This is a genomic window from Pseudomonas palmensis (assembly GCF_049942755.1).
In the GTDB taxonomy this organism is placed as follows: domain Bacteria; phylum Pseudomonadota; class Gammaproteobacteria; order Pseudomonadales; family Pseudomonadaceae; genus Aquipseudomonas; species Aquipseudomonas palmensis.
In genome coordinates this window covers 4,266,344-4,290,887 of sequence record NZ_CP187958.1, presented here as the reverse complement: position 1 = coordinate 4,290,887, position 24,544 = coordinate 4,266,344, and the positions used below count along the sequence as shown (strand labels likewise).

The 24,544-nt window shown below is 67.3% G+C and carries 23 protein-coding genes and 1 riboswitch; of the genes, 15 read left to right on the top strand and 8 right to left on the bottom strand.

Going from position 1 to position 24,544, the window contains the following annotated elements; genetic code table 11:
* The first annotated feature begins 3 nt into the window (after positions 1 to 3).
* From ACPRTJ_RS19850 to ACPRTJ_RS19830, 5 genes are read left to right on the top strand one after another with little or no spacing between them, the layout of a single operon-like run.
* Positions 4 to 366 carry an STAS domain-containing protein gene (locus ACPRTJ_RS19850; protein WP_043861203.1) on the top strand — a complete coding sequence of 121 codons (363 nt, stop codon included), beginning with the start codon at positions 4 to 6 and terminating at the stop codon, positions 364 to 366.
* Positions 363 to 767: an anti-sigma regulatory factor gene (locus tag ACPRTJ_RS19845; RefSeq protein WP_043861202.1), complete on the top strand. Its 405-nt coding sequence runs from the start codon at positions 363 to 365 to the stop codon at positions 765 to 767. The genes ACPRTJ_RS19850 and ACPRTJ_RS19845 overlap by 4 nt, the downstream gene beginning before the upstream one ends.
* A complete protein-coding gene (locus ACPRTJ_RS19840; protein ID WP_426427217.1) occupies positions 758 to 1,768 on the top strand; it encodes an ATP-binding protein in 1,011 nt (336 codons plus the stop codon). Before ACPRTJ_RS19845 ends, ACPRTJ_RS19840 begins: the two co-directional genes overlap by 10 nt.
* Positions 1,761 to 2,636 (top strand): sensor histidine kinase, encoded by an 876-nt coding sequence (locus ACPRTJ_RS19835; RefSeq protein WP_043861201.1) that lies wholly within the window; start codon positions 1,761 to 1,763, stop codon positions 2,634 to 2,636. The genes ACPRTJ_RS19840 and ACPRTJ_RS19835 overlap by 8 nt, the downstream gene beginning before the upstream one ends.
* Complete coding sequence (locus ACPRTJ_RS19830) at positions 2,626 to 4,569, top strand: response regulator (protein WP_054915145.1); 1,944 nt, start codon at positions 2,626 to 2,628, stop codon at positions 4,567 to 4,569. Before ACPRTJ_RS19835 ends, ACPRTJ_RS19830 begins: the two co-directional genes overlap by 11 nt.
* Before the next feature lie 6 nt (positions 4,570 to 4,575).
* On the opposite strand, the gene ACPRTJ_RS19825 is transcribed toward ACPRTJ_RS19830, so the two are convergent.
* Together ACPRTJ_RS19825 and ACPRTJ_RS19820 are read right to left on the bottom strand one after the other, a co-directional pair.
* Entirely contained in the window at positions 4,576 to 7,215 is a 2,640-nt protein-coding gene (locus tag ACPRTJ_RS19825) for an excinuclease ABC subunit UvrA (protein WP_196932455.1), read from the bottom strand.
* Between the two features lie 76 nt (positions 7,216 to 7,291).
* Positions 7,292 to 8,176 carry an EamA family transporter gene (locus tag ACPRTJ_RS19820; RefSeq protein WP_054915147.1) on the bottom strand — a complete coding sequence of 295 codons (885 nt, stop codon included), beginning with the start codon at positions 8,174 to 8,176 and terminating at the stop codon, positions 7,292 to 7,294.
* 199 nt (positions 8,177 to 8,375) lie between these two features.
* Here ACPRTJ_RS19820 and ACPRTJ_RS19815 point away from each other — a divergent pair, with 199 nt between their 5' ends.
* Positions 8,376 to 8,798 (top strand): NUDIX hydrolase, encoded by a 423-nt coding sequence (locus tag ACPRTJ_RS19815; protein ID WP_104572655.1) that lies wholly within the window; start codon positions 8,376 to 8,378, stop codon positions 8,796 to 8,798.
* A gap of 68 nt (positions 8,799 to 8,866) precedes the next feature.
* On the opposite strand, the gene ACPRTJ_RS19810 is transcribed toward ACPRTJ_RS19815, so the two are convergent.
* Together ACPRTJ_RS19810 and ACPRTJ_RS19805 are read right to left on the bottom strand one after the other, a co-directional pair.
* Complete coding sequence (locus ACPRTJ_RS19810) at positions 8,867 to 9,361, bottom strand: copper chaperone PCu(A)C (RefSeq protein ID WP_058541260.1); 495 nt, start codon at positions 9,359 to 9,361, stop codon at positions 8,867 to 8,869.
* Positions 9,361 to 9,966, bottom strand: a complete 606-nt coding sequence (locus ACPRTJ_RS19805) for an SCO family protein (protein ID WP_054915148.1) — start codon at positions 9,964 to 9,966, stop codon at positions 9,361 to 9,363. Before ACPRTJ_RS19805 ends, ACPRTJ_RS19810 begins: the two co-directional genes overlap by 1 nt.
* 228 nt (positions 9,967 to 10,194) lie before the next feature.
* On the opposite strand from ACPRTJ_RS19805, the gene ACPRTJ_RS19800 reads away from it, so the two are divergent.
* The 6 genes from ACPRTJ_RS19800 to ACPRTJ_RS19775 all read left to right on the top strand — a co-directional run bounded on the left by ACPRTJ_RS19800 (position 10,195) and on the right by ACPRTJ_RS19775 (position 16,368).
* Positions 10,195 to 11,367: a DUF1624 domain-containing protein gene (locus tag ACPRTJ_RS19800; protein WP_043861194.1), complete on the top strand. Its 1,173-nt coding sequence runs from the start codon at positions 10,195 to 10,197 to the stop codon at positions 11,365 to 11,367.
* Positions 11,368 to 11,407: 40 nt separating this feature from the next.
* Positions 11,408 to 11,602: riboswitch (cobalamin riboswitch) on the top strand.
* Between the two features lie 146 nt (positions 11,603 to 11,748).
* The gene (locus ACPRTJ_RS19795) at positions 11,749 to 12,762 is read left to right on the top strand and encodes an ABC transporter substrate-binding protein (RefSeq protein ID WP_043861193.1); all 1,014 of its coding nucleotides are present in this window, start codon (positions 11,749 to 11,751) and stop codon (positions 12,760 to 12,762) included.
* On the top strand, positions 12,759 to 13,775 hold the full coding sequence (locus ACPRTJ_RS19790; RefSeq protein ID WP_043861192.1) for a FecCD family ABC transporter permease: 1,017 nt from the start codon (positions 12,759 to 12,761) through the stop codon (positions 13,773 to 13,775). Before ACPRTJ_RS19795 ends, ACPRTJ_RS19790 begins: the two co-directional genes overlap by 4 nt.
* A complete protein-coding gene (locus ACPRTJ_RS19785) occupies positions 13,772 to 14,563 on the top strand; it encodes an ABC transporter ATP-binding protein (RefSeq protein ID WP_058541264.1) in 792 nt (263 codons plus the stop codon). Before ACPRTJ_RS19790 ends, ACPRTJ_RS19785 begins: the two co-directional genes overlap by 4 nt.
* A 21-nt stretch (positions 14,564 to 14,584) precedes the next feature.
* The gene (locus tag ACPRTJ_RS19780; protein WP_058541265.1) at positions 14,585 to 15,022 is read left to right on the top strand and encodes a pseudoazurin; all 438 of its coding nucleotides are present in this window, start codon (positions 14,585 to 14,587) and stop codon (positions 15,020 to 15,022) included.
* Entirely contained in the window at positions 15,019 to 16,368 is a 1,350-nt protein-coding gene (locus ACPRTJ_RS19775; protein ID WP_058541266.1) for an OprD family porin, read from the top strand. Before ACPRTJ_RS19780 ends, ACPRTJ_RS19775 begins: the two co-directional genes overlap by 4 nt.
* A gap of 3 nt (positions 16,369 to 16,371) precedes the next feature.
* On the opposite strand, the gene ACPRTJ_RS19770 is transcribed toward ACPRTJ_RS19775, so the two are convergent.
* From ACPRTJ_RS19770 to glcC, 4 genes are all read right to left on the bottom strand, one after another.
* Positions 16,372 to 16,881 (bottom strand): GNAT family N-acetyltransferase, encoded by a 510-nt coding sequence (locus tag ACPRTJ_RS19770; protein ID WP_043861188.1) that lies wholly within the window; start codon positions 16,879 to 16,881, stop codon positions 16,372 to 16,374.
* Entirely contained in the window at positions 16,871 to 17,332 is a 462-nt protein-coding gene (locus ACPRTJ_RS19765; RefSeq protein WP_043861187.1) for an Lrp/AsnC family transcriptional regulator, read from the bottom strand. Before ACPRTJ_RS19765 ends, ACPRTJ_RS19770 begins: the two co-directional genes overlap by 11 nt.
* 187 nt (positions 17,333 to 17,519) lie before the next feature.
* Positions 17,520 to 19,586, bottom strand: a complete 2,067-nt coding sequence (gene treS / locus ACPRTJ_RS19760; protein WP_043861177.1) for a maltose alpha-D-glucosyltransferase — start codon at positions 19,584 to 19,586, stop codon at positions 17,520 to 17,522.
* 147 nt (positions 19,587 to 19,733) lie between these two features.
* Positions 19,734 to 20,492: a transcriptional regulator GlcC gene (gene glcC / locus ACPRTJ_RS19755; RefSeq protein ID WP_078481750.1), complete on the bottom strand. Its 759-nt coding sequence runs from the start codon at positions 20,490 to 20,492 to the stop codon at positions 19,734 to 19,736.
* Between the two features lie 233 nt (positions 20,493 to 20,725).
* On the opposite strand from glcC, the gene glcD reads away from it, so the two are divergent.
* Genes glcD through glcF form a run of 3 tightly spaced genes read left to right on the top strand, consistent with a single transcriptional unit; the run spans position 20,726 to position 24,544 of the window.
* Positions 20,726 to 22,225, top strand: a complete 1,500-nt coding sequence (glcD, locus tag ACPRTJ_RS19750) for a glycolate oxidase subunit GlcD (protein ID WP_043861170.1) — start codon at positions 20,726 to 20,728, stop codon at positions 22,223 to 22,225.
* Positions 22,225 to 23,304 carry a glycolate oxidase subunit GlcE gene (gene glcE, locus ACPRTJ_RS19745; protein ID WP_274096716.1) on the top strand — a complete coding sequence of 360 codons (1,080 nt, stop codon included), beginning with the start codon at positions 22,225 to 22,227 and terminating at the stop codon, positions 23,302 to 23,304. The genes glcD and glcE overlap by 1 nt, the downstream gene beginning before the upstream one ends.
* 13 nt (positions 23,305 to 23,317) lie before the next feature.
* Positions 23,318 to 24,544, top strand: coding sequence for a glycolate oxidase subunit GlcF (glcF, locus tag ACPRTJ_RS19740; RefSeq protein ID WP_043861168.1), 1,227 nt, complete (start codon positions 23,318 to 23,320; stop codon positions 24,542 to 24,544).

The window sequence follows — 24,544 nt, the reverse complement described above, 5'->3', positions numbered from 1 at the left end:
GCCATGGAGCGCATCCCGATTCTGCAAATCGGCGAATTCCTGCTGGTGACCATCCAGGTCGACATGCATGACCAGCTGGCCATGACCCTGCAGGACGACCTGTCCGAGCGCATCAGCGCGACCTCGGCCAAAGGCGTGCTGATCGACATCTCGGCGCTGGACATGGTCGATTCCTTCATCGGCCGCATGATCGGCACCATCTCCGGGGTGTCGCGCATCATGGACACGCAGACCGTGCTGGTGGGCATGCAGCCGGCCGTGGCGATCACCCTGGTCGAACTGGGCCTGACCCTGCCCGGCGTGCGTACCGCGCTCAACGCCGAGCGCGGCATGCGCCTGCTCAACAACTCGGCTGCACCGCAATGAGCGCCGAGCAAAGCGGCACCCAGCCCATCCTGCTGGAGCAGGATGTGGTACGTGCACGGCAACTGGCGCGCACCCTGGCCCAGGGCTGCGGCATGAGCCTGATCAACCTGACCAAGCTGGTCACGGCGGTCAGCGAGCTGGCCCGCAACGCCGTGGTGTATGGCGGCGGTGGCCACATGGACTGGCAGGTGGTCGAGAAGGACCATCGCAAGGGCCTGCGCCTGACCTTTCGCGACGAAGGGCCGGGCATCCCCGACATCAAGCTGGCCATGACCGATGGCTGGACCAGCGGCGGCGGCCTGGGCCTGGGCCTGACCGGGGCCAAGCGCCTGGTGGACGAGTTCGAACTGGATACCGCCCCCGGGGCCGGCACGCGCGTGACGATTCTGCGATGGGCCTGAGTATCCTGGGCAGCCTGACCCAGGTGCTACCGATAGAAGACGAGAGCCAGGTCGGTCATGCACGGCGCAGCGTGCAACGCCGGGCCGAACAGCAGGGTTTCGATGCCACCGACGCCGGGCGCGCCGCGCTGCTGGCCACCGAGCTTGCAAGCAACCTGCTCAAGCATGCCGGGCGCGGTGAACTGCACCTGCGGGTGCTGCCCAACAGCGGCTACAGCGGGCTGGAACTGATCGCCATCGACCGTGGTGCAGGCTTCGACCTGCACCACTGCCTGGCCGACGGGTTCTCCACCGGCGGTACCCAGGGCATCGGCCTGGGCGCGATCAAGCGCCTGGCCGATGTGTTCGATGTGTACGCCGACAGCCGTGGCGCCGCCGTGCTGGCGCGCCTGTACCCACGCAGCAGCGCGGCCTGCGACCTGCGTTGGGGCGCCAGCCAGCACAGCCTGCATCACGACCCGGCCTGTGGCGATGCCTGGTACCTGGCCTACGACGGCCAGCGCATCAGTGCCCTGGTGGTCGACGGGCTGGGCCACGGCGAGCTCGCCGAACGGGCCGCCCACGCCGGCACCCAGGCCTTTGCCCAGGCCCCGTTCGCCGCCCCCGCGCAGGTGCTCGAGGCGATGCACGTCAACATGCAGGGCACCCGTGGCGGCGCCGCGGCCTTCGCCCAGTACGACAGCGGCGCGCTGCGTTTCAGCGGCGTCGGCAACATCGGCGCGCACCTGCTCGCACCCGGTAGCAGTCGTGGCCTGGCCTCGCACCCGGGTATCGTCGGCGGGCAATTCCGTCGCGTGCGCCCCTTTGACTATGCTGATGTGCATGCCAACCTGCTGGTGCTCTACAGCGACGGGCTGCAATCGCGCTGGGACCTGCAGCAGTATCCTGGCCTCATGCATCAGCACCCGGCACTGATCGCCGCCGTGCTGCATCGCGACTTCTGCCGAGGCCGCGATGATGTCACCGTGCTGGTTGTTGCCCTGGAGACCCTAAGTGGCTGATTCCCCTACCCTTGCCGACACCGAGGCGCAGGCGCTGATCGCGCGGCTGCGTGAAGAGGGCGACGCCCTGCGCGCCGAACTCGAAGAAACCAACCAGGGCGTGCTGGCCCTGTATGCCGAGCTGGATATCCAGGCCGAGCAACTGCGCCAGGCCTCGGACCTCAAGAGCCGCTTCCTGTCGTACATGAGCCACGAGTTTCGCACGCCGCTGGGTTCGATCCTGAGCATCGCCCGCCTGCTCAGCGACGAGCTGGACGGCCCGCTGAGCCCCGAGCAGCACAAGCAGGTGACCTTCGTCAGCAATTCGGCGCGCGAACTGAGCGACATGGTCGACGACCTGCTCGACCTGGCCAAGATCGAGGCCGGGCGCATCACCATCTCGCCGGCCTGGTTCGACATGCTCGACCTGTTCGCGGCCCTGCGCGGCATGTTCCGGCCGATCGTCGATGCCTCGGCGGTCGACCTGATCTTCGAAGAGCCCCAGGGCCTGCCGCGCCTGTACAGCGACGACAAGAAGCTGGCGCAGATCCTGCGCAACTTCATTTCCAACGCGCTGAAATTCACCGCCCGTGGCGAAGTGCGGGTATCGTCGCAACTGGAAGACGACGGCCAGATCCGCTTTGCGGTGCACGACACCGGCATCGGCATCCCGGGCGAGCTGCACGACACGCTGTTCGAGGACTTCGCACAGATCGACTCGCCGCTGCAGAAGCGCCTGCGTGGCACCGGCCTGGGCCTGTCGCTGTGCAAGCGCTTCGCGGCGCTGCTGGGTGGCCGGGTCGGGGTCGAGAGTACACCCGGGGTCGGTTCGACCTTCTACGTAGTGATCCCCTTGGCGCTGGCCCAGGAGCCTGGTGATGAAGCCTGACATCCGCCTGCTGATCGTCGACGACAACATCGTCACCCGCTATGCCCTGCGCCGGCGCCTGGAATGCCATGGCTACCGCATCGACGAGGCCGGCACCGGTGGCGAGGGCCTGGAGCTGATTGCCAGCCAGACCTACGACGCGCTGATCCTGGATGTACACCTGCCGGACATGAGCGGCTTCGATATCGTGCGCATCCTGCGCGCCACCCCGGCCACCGCGTTGCTGCCGGTGATCCACGTATCGGCGGCCGCCATCGGTACCGGCGACATCATCACCGGGCTGGACGCCGGGGCCGACGCCTACCTGATCCACCCGGTCGACCCCGAGGTGTTGCTGGCCACCCTGCGCACGCTGCTGCGGGTACGCGACACCGAGCAGGCGCTGCGCGAGAGCGAGGCGCGCTTTCGCGAGATCTTCGTCAGCACCGCCGCGCCCATCGCGCTGCTGGGCACCGGGCTCAAGGTGCACGAATGCAACCAGGCGTTCGCCCAGCTGATCCAGGACAACCTGAGCCCCGACACCCTGGTCGAGTGCTTTGCCGACGACCAGCAGCCGGTGATCGACGAACTGCTGCGCAGGCTCGGCACCCGGGACCGCTGGAAGGGCCTGCTGCACATGCGCGTCAACGGCCAGCTGCGCGAGACCCAGTGGCAGGTGTCGCCCTACCGCAGCGGCGAGTCGAGCCTGATCTTCGTCGAGGACGTGACCGAACAGCGCCACCGCGAACGCACCCAGCGCGCCGAACTGGACAGCGCGACCACCCTGCTGGCCCAGGAAGTGGCCGAGCGCGCCCGTACCGAGGCGCAGTTGCTGCAGGTGCAGAAGATGGACGCACTGGGCAAGCTTACCGGCGGCATCGCCCATGACTTCAACAACATGCTCACCGGCATCATCACCAGCCTGGAGCTGATCAAGAAACGCATCGAGCAGGGCCGCGTCGACAAGGTGCAGTCCTACGCTGACGCTGCACTGGGCGCCGCCATGGGGGCCGCCACCCTGACCCACCGCCTGCTCGCCTTTGCCCGCCAGCAACCGCTGGACCCCCGCCCGGCCGACATCAACCAGCACATCCGCTCGCTGGAGGAACTGCTGCGACGCACCATCGGCGAACACATCAGCCTGCACCTGAACCTGAGCGAGCACCTCAGCGTGGCCCTGGTAGACCCGATCCAGCTGGAGAACGCCGTGCTCAACCTGGTGATCAACGCGCGCGACGCGCTGCCCCAGGGTGGCAACATCTGGATCAGCACCTACGCGGCGCACACCCAGGACGACCTCAAGCTGGCCGATGGCGCCTACGTGGCATTGTCGGTGCGCGACGACGGCAGCGGCATCGCCCCCGAGGTGATCGGCAAGGTCTTCGACCCGTTCTTCACCACCAAGCCCATCGGCCAGGGCACCGGGCTGGGGCTGTCGACCATCTACGGCTTCGCCCGCCAGTCGGCCGGCGACGTGCAGATCCGCAGCACCGGCGGGCGCGGTACCGAAGTGACGCTGCTGCTGCCGGCCAGCCAGAGCCCGCTGTTGAGCATCACCGAACCCACACCCGACACCGTGATCAGTACCGCCGGCGAGCATGTGCTGGTGGTGGAGGACATGTCGGTGGTGCGCAGTTTCGTCTGCGAGGTGCTGACCGATGCCGGTTACCGCTGCACCCCGGCGCCGGACGTCGAAAGCGCCCTGCAGAAACTGCATGCCGACCCGAGCATCGCCCTGCTGCTCAGCGACGTGGGCCTGCCGCACATGAACGGGCGCGAGCTGGCCAATGTCGCGCGCATGCTGCGCCCGAGCCTGCCGGTGCTGTTCATGACCGGCTACGCCGAGAACGCCATCGACCGGCAGCATTTTCTCGGTGAGCGCATGGACATCGTCACCAAGCCGTTCCAGATCCACGAACTGCTGGACAAGGTTCGGCGCAGCCTCGACGCCTGAGCCGCCTCAGCCCAGGGCCCGGGCCAGAAACGGCGCGGTACGGCTGTGGGCACTGGCCGCCACCTGCTGCGGCGTGCCACAGGCCACCAGCGTGCCGCCCTGGTCCCCCGCCCCCGGGCCGATGTCGATCACCCAGTCGCTCTGGGCCACCACGCGCATGTCGTGCTCCACCACGATCACCGTATGCCCGGCATCCACCAGGCGCCCCAGTTGCAGCATCAGCCGGTCGATATCCTGCGGATGCAGGCCGTTGGTGGGTTCGTCGAGCACATACAGGGTGGCCCCGCGGGCCATGCGCTGCAGTTCGGTGGCCAGCTTGATGCGCTGCGCCTCACCGCCCGACAGCTCGGTGGCCGGCTGGCCCAGGCGCAGGTAGCCCAGCCCGATTTCGTGCAGCACCGCCAGGGCACGCTGCACCGCCGGCTGCTGCTCGAACACCGCCAGTGCCTGGGTCACCGTCAGCTGCAGCACCTGGGCGATGTTCAGGCCCTGCCAGGTGACCGCCAGGGTCTGCGGGTTGTAGCGGGCGCCATGGCAGGTGGGGCATGGTGCGTAGACGCTGGGCATGAACAGCAGCTCGACGCTGACAAAGCCTTCGCCTTCGCAGGTTTCGCAACGGCCCTTGGCCACGTTGAACGAGAAGCGCCCGGCGTCGAAGCCCTGCTCGCGGGCCGCATCGGTGGCGGCGAACAGTTTGCGCACGTGGTCGAACAGGCCGGTGTAGGTCGCAAGGTTCGAGCGTGGGGTACGGCCGATGGGCTTCTGGTCCACCTGCACCAGCCGGCGGATGTGCTCCAGGCCCGCCGTGACCTGGCCGCCGCTGGCCTGCGCCACGTCATCCTCCAGGCTCTGCTCCTGGGGCTCGCTGGGCGCGGTGGCCTGGCCCAGGTGCGCGCCCACCAGCTCCAGCAGCGCCTGGCTGACCAGGCTGGACTTGCCCGAGCCGGAAATCCCGGTGACGGCCGTGAAGCACCCAAGGGGGAAGGCCGCATCGAGGTTGTGCAGGTTGTTGCGCGTCACGCCCTCCAGGCGCAGCCAGCCGCCGGGTTCACGCGGGGTGCGCGGCTCGGCGGCCTGGGCGCCGAACAGGTAGTTGCGGGTCTGCGAGGCCTCGACCTCGGCCAACCCGGCCGGGGGCCCGCTGTACAGCACCTGGCCGCCCTGCTCGCCCGCCGCCGGGCCCACGTCCACCAGCCAGTCGGCGCGGCGCATGGTGTCCAGGTCGTGCTCGACCACGAACACCGAATTGCCCGCGGCCTTGAGGCGCAGCAGGGCCTCGTACAGCGCCTCGCCATCGGCCGGGTGCAGGCCGGCCGAGGGTTCGTCCAGTACATAGATCACCCCGAACAGCTGCGAGTTGAGCTGGGTGGCCAGGCGCAGGCGCTGCAGCTCGCCCGAGGACAGGGTCGGCGTGCTGCGCTCCAGGGCCAGGTAACCCAGGCCCAGGTCGATCAGGGTGGCCACCCGTTCGAGCAGGTCCTGGGCGATGCGCTGCGCGGCCAGGCGTTTTTCCAGCGAGAGGTTGGGTGTGTGGCGCACGTCCGGGCCGCCGGCATGGGCGTTGTCGCCCCTGGCCGCGCGCTGCTGGCGGGCGTCACGGGTTTGCGCGTGGGTCAGCACCGCACCCTGCTCGTCGCCATGCTCGACATAGGTGGCGCTGGCCACCGGCTTGAGCACCTCGGCCAGCTGCAGCAAGGGCAACTGCGCCAGCTCGGCAATGTCCAGCCCGGCGAAGGTCACGGTCAGGGCCTCGCGCTTGAGCCGCTTGCCCGCGCACAACGGGCAGGCGCTGGCCCGCATGAACTGGCTGACGCGCTTGCGCATCAGCGCGCTCTGCGAATGGGTGAAGGTGTGCAGCACATAGCGCCGCGCGCCGCTGAAGGTGCCCTGATAGCTGGGTTCGAGCTTGCGCTTGAGGGCGTCGCGGGTCTGGGCCGGGGTCATGCCGGCATACACCGGCACAGTGGGGGTTTCCTCGGTGAACAGGATCCAGTCGCGCTGCTCCTGGGGCAGGTCGCGCCACGGAATGTCGACGTCATAGCCCAGGGTCACGAGGATGTCGCGCTGGTTCTGGCCCTGCCACGCCAGCGGCCACGAGGCCACCGCACGCTCGCGGATGGTCAGCGACGGGTCGGGCACCATCGAGGCCTCGTCCACCTCGTAGACCCGGCCCAGGCCGTGGCACTCGGGGCATGCGCCCTGGGGCGTATTGGGCGAGAAGTCCTCGGCATACAGCATCGGCTGGCCGTCCGGGTAACTGCCGGCACGCGAATAGAGCATGCGAATCAGGCTCGACAGCGTGGTCACGCTGCCCACCGAGGAGCGCGCGCTGGGGGTGCCGCGCTGCTGTTGCAGGGCCACCGCCGGCGGCAGGCCTTCGATGGCGTCCACATCCGGCACCCCGACCTGGTCGATCAGGCGTCGCGCATAGGGCGCCACCGACTCGAAATAGCGGCGCTGGGCCTCGGCATACAGGGTCGAGAACGCCAGCGACGACTTGCCCGAGCCGGACACGCCGGTGAACACCACCAGCGCATCGCGGGGGATGTCCACATCCACGTTCTTCAGGTTGTGTTCGCGCGCGCCGCGCACCTTGACCATGCCGGCCGGGCCGGCATGGGGCGTGGTGGATCGAGGTGAATTCATGGTCGGACCTTGGTCGGCGAGGGTCTGGAATTGGAGCGGCGTGCGCGGCGGATCGTTCCACCGCCGCCCTGGGGCCTCAGCTCAGCGCGGCCCGCAGACGTTGACGCAGGCGCGAGCCGAACACGTTGATCAGCAACCCCACCATCACCAGCACCCCACCCCAGCATTGCAGGGTACTCAGGCGCTCACCCAGCAGCAACGCCGAGGAGCTCAGCCCCACCACTGGCACCAGCAGCGAAAACGGTGCGACCTTGCCCGCCGGGTAGCGCGACAGCAGGCCGCTCCACAGGCTGTAGCCGAGCATGGTGGCGATGAAGGCCAGGTACGCCAGGGCCAGGATCGAGTTCAGGCCGATGCCGCGCAGCGAGCTTTCGATCAGCGCCGGCCCTTCGAGCCACCACGACAGGGCGAAGAATGGCAACGGCGGGATCAGCGCGCCCCAGATCACCAGCGCCACCAGGTCGATGTTGCCGAAGCGGCGCGTGATGATGTTGCCCATGGCCCAGCATGCGGCGGCGCACAGGGTCAGCACCAGCGCCAAAAATGGCACGTGGCTGCCGTTCTCGCTGCCGATCAGCGCCAGGCCCCCGGCGGCCACCAGCAGCCCCAGCAGGCTGGCGGCGCGCAGCCGCTCACCGAGAAACATCGCGGCAAAGAACAGCGTGAAGAAGGCCTGCGACTGCAGCACCAGCGACGCCAGGCCCGGCGGCATGCCGTTGCCCATGGCCTCGAACAGAAAGGCGAACTGGCCCAGCGAGATGGTGGTGCCGTAGGCCAGCAACCAGCGCCACGGCAGTTGCGGGCGCTTGATGAAGAAGATCGCCGGAAACAGCACCAGCACGAAGCGCAGGCCACCCAGCAGCATGGGCGGCAGGCCGTCGAGGCCGACCTTGATCACCACGAAATTCAGGCCCCAGGCGACGATCACCACCAGCGCCAGCAACAGGTCCTTTAACGGCATTCTGCCCTCACCAATTTGTAATATTTCGAAACAGCATATCCTTATTCCCGGGTTCAGTTATACCCGTCGGCGGCGCATGCCTGTGTGACCAGCAGCTGCCCGGCAGCCCACACCACAAAAAACGCCGCGCAACCTGCAGAACCGTCGTATAAATATCGGCCCGGTGCCTAACGCCCCGTCCTGCCAGAGGCCAGTATCCATGCCCCTCAAACCCTTCTGCGGTGCCAAACTCGCCCTGCTGTTCCACGACCACCTGCTCACCTACAGGCGCGACGTGAAAAGCACCATCCCCTTCCCCGGCTGCTGGGACTTTGCCGGCGGGGGGCGCGAAGGTGATGAGACCCCGGTGGAATGCGCGCTGCGCGAGCTGGACGAAGAGTTCGCCCTGCGCCTGCCCCCCGAACGCATCGAATGGCGCCGCAACTACCCCAGCCTGGCCAGACCCGGCTGGGAGTCCTGGTTTCTGGTGGGGCACATCACGCAGGGGGAAATCGATGCCATCGAATTTGGCGACGAAGGCCAGTACTGGCAGATGATGCCGATCAGCGATTACCTGAAACACGCTGAAGGTGTGTGGTATCTGCAGGATCGGCTGCGGGACTATCTGGCGCAGGCCAGTTGAACCCGTTGGGTGGCGATCCACCCGGCAGGAACGGATTGCGCCGGCGCAAGGGCCGGCGCGGCGGGTACTTACATGTGGCTGTGGTCGTGCATCGAGTGCTCGCCGTGACCGTCGGTGGCGGTCAGCGAACGCACCGGGGCGTCGACCTTGATCGACTCCTTCTGGCCCTTGGCGTCTTCGACGATCAGGGTCAACGGCACCGTGTCGCCTTCCTTCACCTGCTTGACCAGGCCCATCAGCATCACGTGGTAGCCATTGGTGTCGAGCACCACCGGCTTGCCGGCGGGCAGGTCCAGCGCCTTGACTTCACTCATGCTCATCACGTCGTTGTGCATCTGCATCTGGTGCACCTGCACGGTCTTGGCCACCGGCGACTCGACACCCACCAGCTTGCTGTCGGTGCTGGCAGTGAGGATCATGAACGCACCGGTCGACTGCTGCTGCGGCACGCTGGCGCGCACCCAGGGCTCGCCCACGGTGGTCTGGGCAACGGCGGGCAGCGCCGCACCGAACAGGGACAGCAACGCCATCGCGCCAAGCGCGTGTTTCACGGGAGAACGCATTAACAAACCTCCATTACGGTAAGCAGGTCTTCGGTGCATTCCCTGGCATTGAGGGAGTGCGAGAGGCCAAGGCGCAGCACGCCACGCGAGTCGAACACGTAGCTGGTCGAGCTGTGGGAAATGGTATAGGTGTCGCCGGCCGGCACCTTCTCGTAGAACACGCCGAATTCCTTGGCCACTGCGGCCGTCTCTTCCAGGGTACCGGACAGCGCCACGAACGAGGGATCGAAGGCCTTGACGTAGGCGTCCAGCACTTCGGGGGTGTCGCGCTCGGGGTCCAGGCTGATGAACACCACCTGCAGGAAGTCGGCGTCGCGGCCCATCAGCTTCTTGATCTGCACCGCGCGGGCCAGGGTGGTGGGGCACACCGCCGGGCATTGGGTGAAGCCGAAGAACACCATCGGCATCGAGCCCTGGAAGCTCGACAGGGTCATCACGTTGCCTTGCGGATCCTTGAGCTTGAAGGTGCGGCCGAGGATCTTGTTGCTCAGGTCCTTGCCGTATTTGAAGTCCAGCGCGCCGGAGTTGTTGCAACCTGCCAGGGCACCGAGGCCGAGCAGGCCGAGCCCGGCGATCACCGTGCGCCGGGTCAGTAAATCGTTCATGTAACCATCCTTTTGGGAAGGTGCCGGCCCCGAGAGCGGGAGCCTTGTGCAAGGGTTTTGCGAGGCGGCATTTTGTCACGCAGGGTCGACGGGTTCCAGCGCGCAGCGCCAGATGGGTGCGGTCTGATGTCGCAGCATGGCAGTCAAGATTGTAAGGAAGATTTACCGAGCGAATAGAAATGTTATACAGTAACCATTCAATTCGCCCCCTCTGCCTGCGACCTTTCAATGACTAGCGCTACTGCCCTCCCCGCCGCCAGCAAACCGAGCCAACGCCTGCTGTCCATCGATGCCCTCAGGGGCCTGGTGATCCTGTTCATGCTGCTGGACCACGTGCGCGAAACCTTCTTCCTGCACCGCCAGGTGAGCGATCCGATGGCCATCGACAGTACCGAACCTGCGCTGTTCGTCAGCCGTACGCTGGCCCACCTGTGCGCCCCGGTGTTCGTGCTGCTGACCGGTCTGTCGGCCTGGCTTTATGGCCAGAAGCACCAGGGCCGGGGCGATGTGTCGGCCTTTCTGTTCAAGCGCGGGCTGTTTCTGGTGGTGCTGGAGTTCACCCTGGTGAACGTCGCCTGGACCTTCCAGCTGCCGCCCAGCGTGATCTACCTGCAGGTGATCTGGGCCATCGGCATCAGCATGATCGCCCTGGCGGCCCTGGTGTGGTTGCCGCGCCCGCTGTTGCTGGTGCTGGGCGCCGCGATCGTGGCCGGTCACAACCTGCTCGACGGCCTGCACTTTGCGCAGGGCTCTGCGCTGCACGTGCCGTGGGCGATCCTGCATGACCGCGGCTGGCTCGAGTTCTCCGACAGCCTGCGCCTGCGTACCTCGTACCCGGTGCTGCCGTGGGTCGGCGTGATCGCGCTGGGCTACGGCCTGGGCCCCTGGTTCGCCCACTCGATGCCGGCCGCCACGCGCCAGCGCCGTCTGCTGCTGGCAGGCCTGGCAACCCTGCTCGGCTTTGTCGCCCTGCGCCTGCTCAACGGCTACGGCGAGGCGCCTTGGACGGTTCAGGCCGACACCGCGCACACCCTGATGAGCTTCTTCAACATCACCAAGTACCCGCCCTCGCTGCTGTTCCTGGCCCTGACCCTGGGGGCTGGCCTGCTGTTGCTGCTGGGCCTGGAGCGCGCCGGGCAGCGTCGGTGGATCAGCACCCTGGCGGTGTTCGGCGCCGCACCGATGTTCTTCTACCTGCTGCACCTGTATGTGCTGAAAGTGGCGTACCTGGCCTGCGTTGCACTGCTGGGCCTGAACCAGGGCAATTACTTCGGCTTCGATGGTATCTGGGCGGTGTGGCTGACCGCCGTGCTGCTGGCCGTGGCGCTGTTCCCGCCGGTGCGCTGGTTTGCCGCGTTCAAGGCCCGCCGTCGCGACATTGCCTGGCTCAAGTACCTCTGAGGCTGGCGGGGTTTTGTTTCCCTGCGGGCGGCGTGATCGACTACCATGCCGCCCGCCGGTTTCCACACGGAATCAATAGGGAATCCGAGACGCCACTGCATGGCGTCAAACGGAACTGCCCCCGCAACTGTAAGTGCCGAGCCTGCTCCTGAAATGCCACTGGGTGACCCCCGGGAAGGCCGGAGCCAGGTGACGACGCACCAGTCAGGAGACCTGCCGGCACAGCAACAATCACTAACCGGCGGGGTGTCCGGGGAGTACATCTGTGCCGCGAGCGCCCCGCGCGCCGAACGGCCTTGCCCTGCCCTCGCGGCAGCGCCTGTCGATGTGTTTCCAGGTTGTACACCCCTGCCCGTGTACGGTTCGAATGGAGATCGCATCATGCAGTTGCCCCGCCTTGTCACCCTGCTCGCGGGACTGGGTCTGTCGACCCTGGCCCAGGCCGCCCCGACCCACTACCCGCTCACGCTGCAGAACTGCGGCATGCCGCTGACCTTCCAGCACGCGCCCGACCGCGCCGTGACCATCGGCCAGGCCGGCACCGAGATGTTCTACGCACTGGGCCTGGGCGACAGGCTGGTCGGCACCTCGCTGTGGTTCAACGATGTGCTGGCGCAGTACAAGGTGCAGAACGACAAGGTCGAGCGCCTGGCCGACAACGACCCCAGCTTCGAGGCGGTGATCGGCAAGCGCCCGCAACTGGTGGCGGTGCAGCTGGAGTGGATGGTCGGCCCGCAGGGCGTGGTCGGCACCCGCGAGCAGTTCCATGAGCTGAACATCCCCACCTACCTGATGCCGTCCGACTGCGAGGGCAAGGACAACCTGGTCGGCGCCGACGGCACCCGCCTGGAGCCGTTTCGCATCGACAGCATCTACAACAGCATCAGCCAGCTGGCCGAGATCTTCGACGTGCAGGCGCGTGGCGAGCGGTTGAACAGCGAGCTCAAGGCACGCCTGGCCAAGGCTGCCGCCACCGTGAAGGGCAAGGATCTGAAGGACACCAGCGCCCTGTTCTGGTTCTCCAGCGCAGACCTGGACATCGACCCGTACGTGGCCGGGCGCAAGGGTATCCCCGACTACATGCTGCAGACCCTGGGCGTGCGCAACGTGGTGCAGTCCGATGAGGAATGGCCGACCGTGGGCTGGGAAACCATCGCCAAGGCCAACCCCACCTTCCTGGTGATCGCGCGCATGGACCGTCGTCGCTTCCCGGCCGATGACTACCAGAAGAAACTCGAATTCCTGCGCAGCGACCCGGTCACGCGCAACATGGACGCGGTCAGACACAACCGCATCGTGATTCTCGATGCACATGCCATGCAGGCCAGCACGCGCCTGTTCAGCGGCATGGAGACCCTGGCCTCGGCCATCAACGGCTTCGACCTGGCGCCATGACAGGCAGCGTTGTGCGCGGCCTGCTCGCGTGCCTGGCCCTGCTGCTGGCGATACTGGCAGGGGTGGCGATTGGCGAAACGCCGATCGCCCCCTCGGTGGTGCTGCAGGTGCTGGCCAACAAGCTATGGGCCGCCGGGCACCTGCTGGACCCGATCGATGAAGGCATCGTGTGGAACTACCGCCTGACCCGTGCGCTGGTGGCCGCCGCCTGCGGCGCGGGGTTGGCCACCTGCGGGGTGGTACTGCAGTCGCTGCTGCGCAACCCGCTGGCCGACCCGTACCTGCTCGGCATCTCGGCCGGCGCCTCCACCGGCGCGGTGCTGGTGGCGCTGCTGGGGCTGGGCGCGGGGGCGATCACGCTGTCGCTGGGCGCCTTCGTCGGGGCCATCGCGGCCTTCGCGCTGGTGGCGCTGCTGGCCCGTGCCAGCGGGCCGTCCAACAGCACGGGGCAGATCATCCTCGCCGGGATCGCCGGCTCGCAGCTGTTCAACGCGCTCACCGCCTTTCTGATCACCCGGTCGGCCAGTGCCGAGCAGGCGCGCGGCATCCTGTTCTGGCTGCTGGGCAACCTCAGTGGCGTGCGCTGGCCGTCGGTGTGGCTGGCGGTGCCGGTGGCGCTGGCCGGCCTTGCGGTGTGCGTGTGGCATCGGCGGGCGCTGGACGCCTTCACCTTCGGCAGCGACTCGGCTGCCTCGCTGGGCATCCCGGTACGCCGCGTGCAGGTGCTGCTGATCAGCTGCGCGGCACTGGTGACGGCAGTGATGGTGTCGATCGTGGGCGCCATCGGCTTTGTCGGGCTGGTGATTCCGCATGCGATGCGGCTGCTGTTCGGTACCCCCCATGCGCGCCTGCTGCCGGCCAGCGCGCTGGGTGGCGCGCTGTTCCTGATTGCCGCCGACGTGCTCTCGCGCACCCTGATCAAGGGCCAGGTGATTCCGGTGGGGGTGATCACGGCGCTGGTCGGCGCACCGGTGTTCGCATTGATACTGATTGGCCGCAGGAGCGCCCGATGAACGCTGTCACCCACCCGCTGGATGAAGCTGCACTGCGCTGCACCGGGCTGGGTTTGAAGGTGCGCGATGCCGTGCTGCTGGACGCGGTCGACCTTGAGGTGCGCCGTGGCGAGACCCTGGGTATCGTCGGCCCCAACGGCTCGGGCAAGTCCACCCTGCTCAAGCTGCTGGCCGGGCTGCGCACGCCCACCTGCGGCGAGGTGCAGCTGGGCAGCAACGCGCTCAGGCAGCTGCCACGCCGCGAGGTGGCGCGGCGGTTGGCAGTGGTCGAGCAACAGGCCGACACCAGCGATGCGATCAACGTGTTCGATGCCGTGGCCCTGGGCCGCACGCCGTGGTTGTCGGCGTTGCGCCCGTGGTCGGCAGACGATCACGCCATCGTGCAGCAGGCCCTGGCCGACGTGGATGCCACCCACCTGGCAACACGCAGCTGGCGCAGCCTCTCCGGTGGCGAGCGCCAGCGCGTGCACATCGCCCGGGCCCTGGCGCAACGCCCGCAGCTACTGTTGCTCGACGAGCCGACCAACCACCTCGACATCCAGCACCAGCTGGGCATTCTGCGCCTGGTTCAGGCGCTGCCGGTGACCACCCTGATCGCCCTGCACGACCTCAACCAGGCCCTCACCTGCGATCGCCTGGCCGTGCTCGAGCGCGGCCGCCTGGTGGATGTCGGCCCGCCGTTGCAGGTGCTGACCCCGCAACGCCTGCAGGCCACCTTCGGGGTGCAGGCGCACTACCTGACCGACCCCTTCGACGGCGCGCAGATCCTGCGCGTTCGTTCCCCTTGACCTGAAATGGATAGCCCGCCCATGCGCCTTGCCGCCTTGCCCCTGCTGCTCGCCAGCGCCCTGCTCGCCCCTTCGGTATCGGCCGAGGTGCACGAAGTGAAAATGCTCAACCGTGGTGCGACCGGCAGCATGGTGTACGAGCCGGACTACCTGCGCATCGCCCCCGGCGATTCGGTGAAGTTCATCGCCACCCAGAGCGGGCACAATGCCGCCTCGCTGCCCGGCCTGCTGCCCGAAGGCGCCGAGGCGTTCAAGGGCAGGATCAACCAGCAAATCGAGCAGACCTTCAACGTGCCGGGCCTGTACGGCATCCAGTGCATCCCGCACCTGTCGATGGGCATGGTGATGCTGATCCAGGTCGGTGAGCCCGCCGCCACGCCACCAAGCCTGCCGAGCACCTTGCCCAGGCGTGCAGCAGATCGTCTTGCCGCCCTGCTGCAACGCGAGGCCGCACAATGATCGCACTGCGCACCCGTTCGGCCCTGCTGCTGGCATTGGCCGGGCCGGCGCCCCTGGTGCTGGCCGAATCGGCCCAGGAGCAGGCCAACGGCCTTATCGAAGACAGCACCTGGAGCCTGCTCAACCGCAGCGTGTACGACAACCGCGAATACCGCCACGGCGCGCGCAACAGCGGCGCACGCAATGCCTACAAGCCCCGTGCCGAGCGCAACGGTTATGCCGAGGAATGGGCCTATGGCCTGATGGGCACGTTGCAGTCGGGCTTCACCCAGGGCCTGATCGGCGTGGGCGTGGATGCCCATGCCTACCTCGGCGTGCAACTGGACAGCGGCGGCGGACGCGCCGGCAAGGCGCGCCTGCTGGGGCTGGACAACCACGGCCACCCCAAGAACGAATTCAGCCGCGGCGGCGCGGCGGTCAAGCTTCGGGCCTCCTCCACCGTGCTGTCGTATGGCGAACAGCGGGTCAAGACCCCGGTGTTCAGCTCGTCCGACAGCCGCCTGCTGCCCGAAACCGCCACCGGGGTGCTGGTCACCAGCAACGAGTTCGAAGGGGTGAAACTGGTAGGCGGGCACTTCACCGAGAGCACCGACCGCAACGCCAGCAGCCATGACCAGGGGTTCGTGGTGAACTACTCCAACGCAGCAAAGGGCGATGCCTTCGACCTGGCCGGGGTGGTCTACAGCGCAAGCCCGAGCCTCAGCGCCAGCCTGTACACCTCGCGCTACGAAGATACCTGGAACCAGCACTACCTGGGCGGCACCTTCAGCCATGCACTGGACGCCAACCGCTCGCTCACCTTCAACCTCAACCTTTACCGCACCACCGACACCGGCAAGGCGTTGTCCGGGCAGATCGACAACACCACCTGGAGCCTGCTCTCGACCTACGCACAAGGGCCGCACAGCTTCAGCCTGGGCTACCAGAAGGTCGATGGCGACACACCGTTCGACTATGTGACCCGTGGCGCGATCTTCATCAGCAACGCCGTGCAATTGTCGGACTTCAACGCCCCCAACGAGCAGTCGTGGCAGGCCCGCTACGACCTGGCGATGACCCCGTGGGGCCTGCCCGGGCTGGTGCTGAGTGCGGCGTATGTGCGCGGCAGCCGCATCGATGGCAGCCACGTCGACCCGCGTGGCGGCTATGCGTACCTGGGCTACGGCGAAGGCGGCAAGCACTGGGAGCGCGACCTGGAGGCGCGCTACGTGGTGCAGGGCGGCGTGGCCAAGGGCACCACCGTGTCGCTGCGGCACAACGTGCACCGGGGCAACACTGCCCAGGCCGAGCTGGATGCCGACCAGATCCGATTGGCGGTGGAATACCCGCTCAACGGGCGCTTCTGAGGTTCAGCCGGCGGGCAGGCGACATTGCATGTGGGTGGTCTGCCACACCGGGTCGGCTTCCACATCGATGATCTCGAAGCCATGTTTTTGCCAGAAACCAATGGCGCCTGGCAGAAACGGATGGGTGTGCAGGTACAGCACCTGCACCTGGTCCTGCAGCGCCAGCTCACGCAACGCGCGGTACAACTCACCGGCCAGCCCGCTGCGGCGATAGGCCGGCAACACGAACAGGCGCACCACTTCCACCACCTTCTGCCCACGGTAGTCGAGCTGGCGGAAGCGGTGGTCGTAAGGCAGGTAGCCGATGGCCGCGACGATCTGGCCATTGCAGCGGGCCAGCAGGAAACGCCCCGCGCCGTGCAGGTAGACCTGTTCGAACTGCTGCAGGTCTGCCGGCATCCCGGTGGCGGCGAGCTTGGGGAACAGCGCGGCGCGGGCCTGCATCACGAATGCTACGGCAGCCTGCCTGTCGTCGGCGCCGGCCTGGTGCAGCGTGATCGGCTCAGGGCGCATAGCGCAGCGGCAGGCGGGTGGAGTACTTGATCTGCTCCATGGAGAAGCTGGAGCTGATGTCGGACAGGCCCGGAATGCGGATCAACTGCTTGTACACCGCGTCGTAGGCGGCCACGTCCGGCACCACCACGCGCAGCAGGTAGTCGGTGTCGCCGGCCATGCGGTACACCTCCAGCACTTCGTCGATACCGGCCACGGCGGCATGAAAGCCGGCCAGCCAGTCGGCGTTGTGCTGGGTGGTCTTGATCGAGACGAACACCACCACGCCGACATTGAGCTTCTTGCCGTCGAGCAGGGCCACGCGGCCGCGGATGATGCCGGCCTCTTCGAGCTTCTGGATGCGCCGCCAGCAGGCGGTGGTGCCCAGGCCGATCTGCTCGGCGATATCGCCCACCGCGCGGGTGCAGTCGGTTTGCAGAAGGTCGAGTATTGCCCGGTCCAGCTTGTCCATGCAGAAGCCTTTTGGTGGGGAGAGGCGTCGGGCATTTTCCATCAGGTGGGCGGGGTGTGTCACGGGGCAGGCAGCAGTGCGGTGACGGTGGCGGCCCCTTGCAGGAGCTGGCCTTGCCAGCGAAGGGGCCGGGGAACCGTCAGACACGAAACCCCGGGCCTGTAAAAACGTTACCGCATGCAAACGCCTACAGCGTCGCCACACTGCTCACGATGCGCAGCGAAAGGCCCTCATAGCCATCCAGATTGATGGTCATCTCCCCCGCTTCGCTCAGCTCGCCCTCCAGCCGTTCGTTGATCATGTCCACCACCGCGCCGGGGCTTACATCCGGCAGATGCAGGGTTTCGCTCAGTGGCTCGGCACCGAAGTTGAGTGCGGTGATCTGGATGCCCTTGCCTGCCGGCAGCTCGTGCACCATCAGCAGCAAGGCCGGGTTGGCCACCTCGGGGATCAGGATCTGCCGGCTCGCCGCAATCGCATAGGCCTGGCGCACAGCGAGCATGCGTTTCAGGCTGCTGGCAAAACTGTCGGGCTGCTGCAACTGGCTGGCCAGGCTGCCATACAGCGAACGCGCACGCGGCAGGCCCTCGGCCGAGAGCTGCGCCTCCACGTCCAGGTCGGCCAGGTCATAGGCGCCGCGATGAATCCAGCGGGTGTCGCCGTCACCCATCAGCCCCTCCACCTGCTCGGGCTCCAGCGGCAAGGCGCCGACCAGGTCCCAGCCCGACAGCGCAAACACCCCCGGCTGCATGGCGTTGTACATGGCCAGCAGCAGGTGCACCTTCTGGATCAGCGCCAGCTGCTCGGCGTCGATGCTGCCCAGGTCGCGAATGCCCAGCGCGGCAGTGATGATGCTGACCGTGGTGCACGACACGCCATTGGTCACGAACTTGAGGTTGTACGGTGCGTGCTCGCCCGCCAGGCCCTCGTACATCTCGCTGCGGATATGCTCGCGCAGGATGTTGCCGGGGAAGGTCTGGCCCTTGTACAGGTAGCTGTCGTTGGCGTGCAGGGTCCAGAAGTGCACCAGCTCCAGGGTCAGTTCATCGTGGTTCTGCAGGGCATGGATCAACGAGGCCGGGTCGATCTTGAACGCATGCATCTGGTGCAGCATCAGGCGCAAAAACTCGGTGTCGCCGGTCAGCAGCGCGTGCTGGTAGGCCGGGCGCGTGACGAAGTCGTAGGACAGGTCGGCGCCGCCGTGGGACATGTTGGCGATGTCGTCCAGGGTCAGGTTCAGTTCCTGGAAGCTGAAACCGCCGGCCTTGCGGATCATGCCGCCCAGCAACTGGTTGCCGGTGACCGACAGCGGGTGGCTCTCCGACCAGGCCGGCCCTTCGGCGCGCCGCTCCACGCCGAGAAAGCCATTGGCATCCAGACGCAGGCCACGGGCGCCGAGCACGTCGATGGCGTGCAGGGCGTCGCCGATGATCAGCTGCTGCGCGGCAAAGCTTGGGTCCAGCCAGTTCAGCGATGGCTGGCCCTCCTTGAAGTAGTGCAGGTACACCCAGCGTCGCAGCTTGCCGTCGACCCCGAGTACCGGCGGCGTGGCGCTCCAGTCGGTTTCCTTGATGCCGGGTTCGAAGAAGATCACCCGCTGCAACTGGCCAACGATGTAGTGGCGGGCCTTGAGCTCGTCGCACATGGCCGGCGTGAGGTTGGCCGCATCGCGCCCGGCCGGCACCTCGGGCAGCAGGCCCCAGTCGGCTTCGCGGATCTCGATCATGTGGTACAGCCCGGGATAGTCGCCGTAGGCCATCTCGGCCAGGCGAAAATCGGCGCCCTTGCCGGTGTGCGCCGGGATCGAGTCGTCGATGGTCACCGCGTTGTGCGCCGAGGCCACCTTGCTCAGGTGCACCAGCTCGGCCTCGCTGCCGTAGCGCGGGTCGATGTCGAAGCTGATGCGGTCGAAGTTGCCGTCCACGCTGGGGGTGAACTCGCGCTGGGTGATGCCGCCCGAGCGCTTCAACGGCCCGGTGTGCACGCCCTGGATGCCCAGCTCCGACAGCGCCTGCCACAGCTGCTCATGGGCCAGCGCCTGCAACACCGAACCGCCCTCCTCGACGATGATCGAGGCCGGGTACACCGTCAGCCACACCGAGGCGATGGCACTGGCGTCGCGGGCGCGGGCCTCGGCGTAAGGGTGCAGCCACATGCGCGCCTGCCCTGCATACAGCCGGGCGCGGTCGCGGGCGGCTTGCAGCATGGACTGGCCTTGCAGCCATTCGATGGTGTCCTGGCCTCGCTGGGTCATACGCTTGCTCCTTCGACGGGGGGCGTGGGGTCGTGCCCTCAAGGTGTGAGTGGGTTTGACTGCAATCGTTCGCATTTTTTGCTGCGACCAGCGGGCAGATGTGGCAGAGCTCCGCCGCACGGCGCGCCTACCCCGGCCCACACGCCCTCAAACCCACCCCTCCAGCCGCAACGTCGCGCGTACCAGCCGCTGCTCCTCCTCCTCGATCTCCTTGAGGTTCGCGCAGATGCCCTGGATATGCGCAATCGCCGCCTTGCGCGCCTGCTCCGGCATTCGCCCGGTCACGGCGTTGTACAGCCGCGCATGCTGGCGGTCGATCTGGCGCTTCTGCACATCGCGGTGGTACAGGTTGTTCACCGAGGCGAACACCGAGTTCAACAGCAGGTCGGTCAGCGAGCGCAGCGTCTGCACCAGCACCGGGTTGTGCGAGGCCTCGCAGATCGCCAGGTGAAACGCATGGTCCAGGTGCGCATGCTCCGAGGCCGTCAGTGGCTGCTCATGGGCCGCCAGCAACGCCTCGTAGCTGCGCCGTATGAGCACGAAGTCCGCCTCGGTGCCGCGCAGCGCCGCCAGGCGTGCCGACTCCCCTTCCAGCAGGCTGCGCACCTCGAACAGGTCGTACAGGGTGCGCGGCTGCGAACTGAACAGGTGCATCAATGCCGAGGTGCTGCCCTGCCCCGACAACTGCGCGACATATGAACCCTTGCCATGCGCAGTCTCGATGATGCCTTTGGCGCGCAGCAGCTTGAGCCCTTCGCGCAGGGCCGTGCGCGACACGCCGAGCTTTTCGGTCAGGCGCCGCTCCGACGGCAGCGCCTGGCCGACCTTGAGCACGCCATCGACGATCAGCCGCTCGATGCGCTCGCACACCACGTCTGCCACCTGCATTGAAAGCGGTTCGCCCATCGTTCCTCCAACTGGTATGACCAGACACCGTGGGCTTTATTACCCTTGCCAGATCAATACATAACTAACTGTATTTATTGAATATTCATGAAAAAGCCGGAAAAACCGCAGCAACAAACTGGTTCGACCAGTGATTTGAGCGATAGACACTAAGCCGCCGCCGGCCAATGATGCAAGTGAGCCGTGTTCCATCGAGCTTCCATAACAACAAGACAAGGGTCGTTAGCCTGCCCATGAATATTCTCTACGACGAACGCGTCGATGGTGCGCTGCACAGCGTCGACCGGGCCGAGTTCCTGCACACCCTGCAGAGCCGCCTGCCCGACCTGGATATCCTGCACGCCGCCGAAGACCTCAAGCCCTACGAGTGCGACGGCCTCTCGGCCTACCGCACCACGCCGATGCTGGTGGTGCTGCCGCGCCATCTGGAAGAGGTGCAGAGCGTGTTGCGCCTGTGCCACGAGCGCAAGGTGCCGGTGGTGGCACGTGGCGCCGGCACAGGTTTGTCCGGCGGCGCGCTGCCGCTGGAAAAGGGCGTGCTGCTGGTAATGGCGCGCTTCAACAAGATTCTTGAAATCGACCCGGCCGGGCGCTTTGCCCGCGTGCAGCCCGGCGTACGCAACCTGGCGATTTCCCAGGCTGCCGCGCCGCATGGGCTGTACTACGCACCCGACCCCTCCTCGCAGATCGCCTGCTCGATCGGCGGCAACGTCGCCGAGAACGCCGGTGGCGTGCACTGCCTCAAGTACGGCCTGACCGTGCACAACGTGCTCAAGGTCGAGATGCTCAGCGTCGAGGGCGAACGCATGACCCTGGGCAGTGATGCCCTGGACGCCCCCGGCTTCGACCTGCTGGCGCTGTTCACAGGTTCCGAGGGCATGCTCGGCATCATCACCGAAGTCACCGTCAAGCTGCTGCCCAAGCCGCAGGTGGCCAAGGTGCTGCTGGCCGCCTTCGACTCGGTGGAAAAGGCCGGCCGCGCCGTGGGCGACATCATCGCCGCCGGCATCATCCCCGGCGGCCTGGAGATGATGGACAACCTGGCGATTCGCGCCGCCGAAGACTTCATCCACGCCGGCTACCCGGTAGAGGCCGAGGCCATCCTGCTGTGTGAACTGGACGGCGTCGAGGCCGACGTGCACGACGACTGCGAGCGCGTGCGCGTGCTGCTCGAACAGGCCGGTGCCACCGAAGTGCGCCTGGCCCGCGACGAAGCCGAGCGCGTGCGCTTCTGGGCCGGGCGCAAGAACGCCTTCCCCGCCGTGGGCAGGCTGTCGCCCGACTACTACTGCATGGACGGCACCATACCCCGGCGCGAACTGCCCCACGTGCTGGGGGCCATCGCCGACCTCTCGGCCGAGTACAACCTGCGCGTGGCCAACGTGTTCCATGCCGGCGACGGCAACATGCACCCGCTGATCCTGTTCGATGCCAACACCCCCGGCGAGCTGGAACGCGCCGAGGCGTTCGGCGGCAAGATCCTCGAGCTGTGCGTGAAGGTCGGCGGCAGCATCACCGGCGAGCACGGCGTAGGCCGCGAGAAGATCAACCAGATGTGCGCCCAGTTCAACAGCGACGAGCTGAGCCTGTTCCATGCGGTAAAGGCTGCGTTCGACCCGCTGGGCCTGCTCAACCCGGGCAAGAACATCCCCACCCTGCACCGCTGCGCCGAATTCGGCGCCATGCACGTGCACCACGGCCAACTGCCCTTCCCGGACCTGGAGCGCTTCTGATGAGCACCGTACTGTTCGACCCGGCCCACGGCAGCGACCGCAGCGCCGACCTGCTGGCCCGCGTGCAGCAGGCCATCGCCGAGCGCACCCCGCTGTTCATCCGCGGCGGTGCCAGCAAGACCTTCTACGGGCGCCCCGTCGACGCCCAGCCACTGGACCTCGCCGGGCACACCGGCATCGTCTCCTACGACCCCACCGAACTGGTGATCACCGCCCGTGCCGGCACGCCCCTGCGCGAGCTGCAGGCCGCGCTGGAGCGTGGCGGGCAGATGCTTGCCTGCGAAGTGCCGTGCTTTGGCGACAACGCCACGGTCGGCGGCATGCTCGCTGCAGGCCTGTCGGGCCCGCGTCGCCCATGGGCGGGTTCGGTACGCGACTTCGTACTGGGCACGCGCATGATCAGCGGCCTGGGCACGCACCTGCGCTTTGGCGGCGAGGTGATGAAGAACGTCGCCGGCTACGACCTGTCGCGCCTGCTGGCCGGCAGCCTGGGGTGCCTGGGGGTGATCACCGAAGCCTCGTTCAAGGTGCTGCCCAAGTACCGCTGCCGGGTCAGCCTGCGCCAGGCCATGCCGCTGCAGATGGCCCTGGACAAGCTCGGCGAATGGGGCCAGCAGCCGATCCCGCTGACCGCCGCCAGCCATGACGGCAGCACCCTGTACCTGCGCCTGGAAGGCAACGAGGGTTCGGTACGCGCCGCCGCTGAACGCCTGGGCGGCGATGCGCTGGATGACAGCTACTGGGACGACCTGCGCGAACAGCGCCTGGCGTTCTTCGACGACCCGCGCCCGCTGTGGCGCCTGTCGGTGCCGGCACTGACGGCGCCGCTGGCGATCGAGGGCGAGCAACTCGTCGACTGGGGCGGCGCGCAACGCTGGCTCAAGAGCAGCGCCGATGCCGACAGCATCCGCCAGCTCGCCGCCGCCGCCAACGGGCACGCCACCTGCTTCACCCCGGGCGTGGTGGACAGCCCGTTCCAGCCGCTGGCCGCACCGATCCTGCGGTTTCACCAGACGCTCAAGCGCAACCTGGACCCTCAGGGCATCTTCAACCCCGGCCGCCAGTACGCCGACGTCTGACCCAGGAGCCACCATGCAGACCAACCTGAGCGAAGCGGCCAAGCGCCTGCCCCACGCCGACGAAGCCGAACGCATCCTGCGCAGTTGCGTGCACTGCGGCTTCTGCAATGCCACCTGCCCCACCTACCAGGAACTGGGCGACGAGCTGGACGGCCCGCGCGGACGCATCTACCTGATCAAGCAATTCCTCGAGCAGGACACCGTCAGCGAGAAGACCCAGCAGCACCTGGACCGCTGCCTGACCTGCCGCAACTGCGAAACCACCTGCCCGTCGGGGGTGGAGTACCACAAGCTGCTGGACATCGGTCGCGACGCCATCGAGGCCCGTGTGCCCCGCCCGCTGGGCCAGCGCCTGCTGCGCAGCGGCCTGCGCGCCGTGGTGCCGCGCCCGGCCCTGTTCCAGGCGCTGGTGAGTACCGGCGAGCTGCTGCGCCCAGTGCTGCCCGAGGCATTCAGGACCCACCTGCCACGCAGCGTGGCACCGGCCCGGCAACGCCCCCAGGCCACCCATGCACGGCGCGTGCTGATGCTCGAAGGCTGCGTGCAGCGCAGCCTGTCGCCCAACACCAACGCCGCCACCGCGCGCGTGCTCGACCGCCTGGGCATCAGCATCACGCCGATTGCCCAGGCCGGCTGCTGCGGCGCGGTGGACTATCACCTCAACGCGCAGGACACCGGGCTTGAACGTGCGCGGCGCAACATCGATGCCTGGTGGCCAGCCGTGGAAGCCGGCGCCGAAGCCATCGTGCAGACCGCCAGCGGCTGCGGCGCCTTCGTCAAGGAATACGCCTACCTGCTGCGCGACGACCCGGCCTACGCGGCCAAGGCCGAGCGCATCAGCGCCCTGGCGCGGGACATCGTCGAAGTGATCCGCGCCGAACCGCTGGAGCGCTTCGAGGCGTGCTGCGACCAGACCCTGGCCTTCCACTGCCCGTGTACCCTGCAGCACGCACAAAAACTTGGCGGCGCAGTTGAAGCCGTACTCAAACGCCTGGGCTTCAACCTTACCGAGGTACCCGACAGCCACCTGTGCTGCGGTTCGGCCGGCACCTATTCGCTGACCCAGCCGGTGCTGTCCAGGCAACTGCGCGACAACAAGCTCGATGCGCTGGAAAGTGGCCACCCCGACGTGATCGCCACGGCCAACATCGGCTGCCAGACCCACCTCGACGGTGCCGGGCGAACCCCCGTGCGGCACTGGATCGAACTCGTTGACCAAGCCCTCAACCCAGGAGCCTGA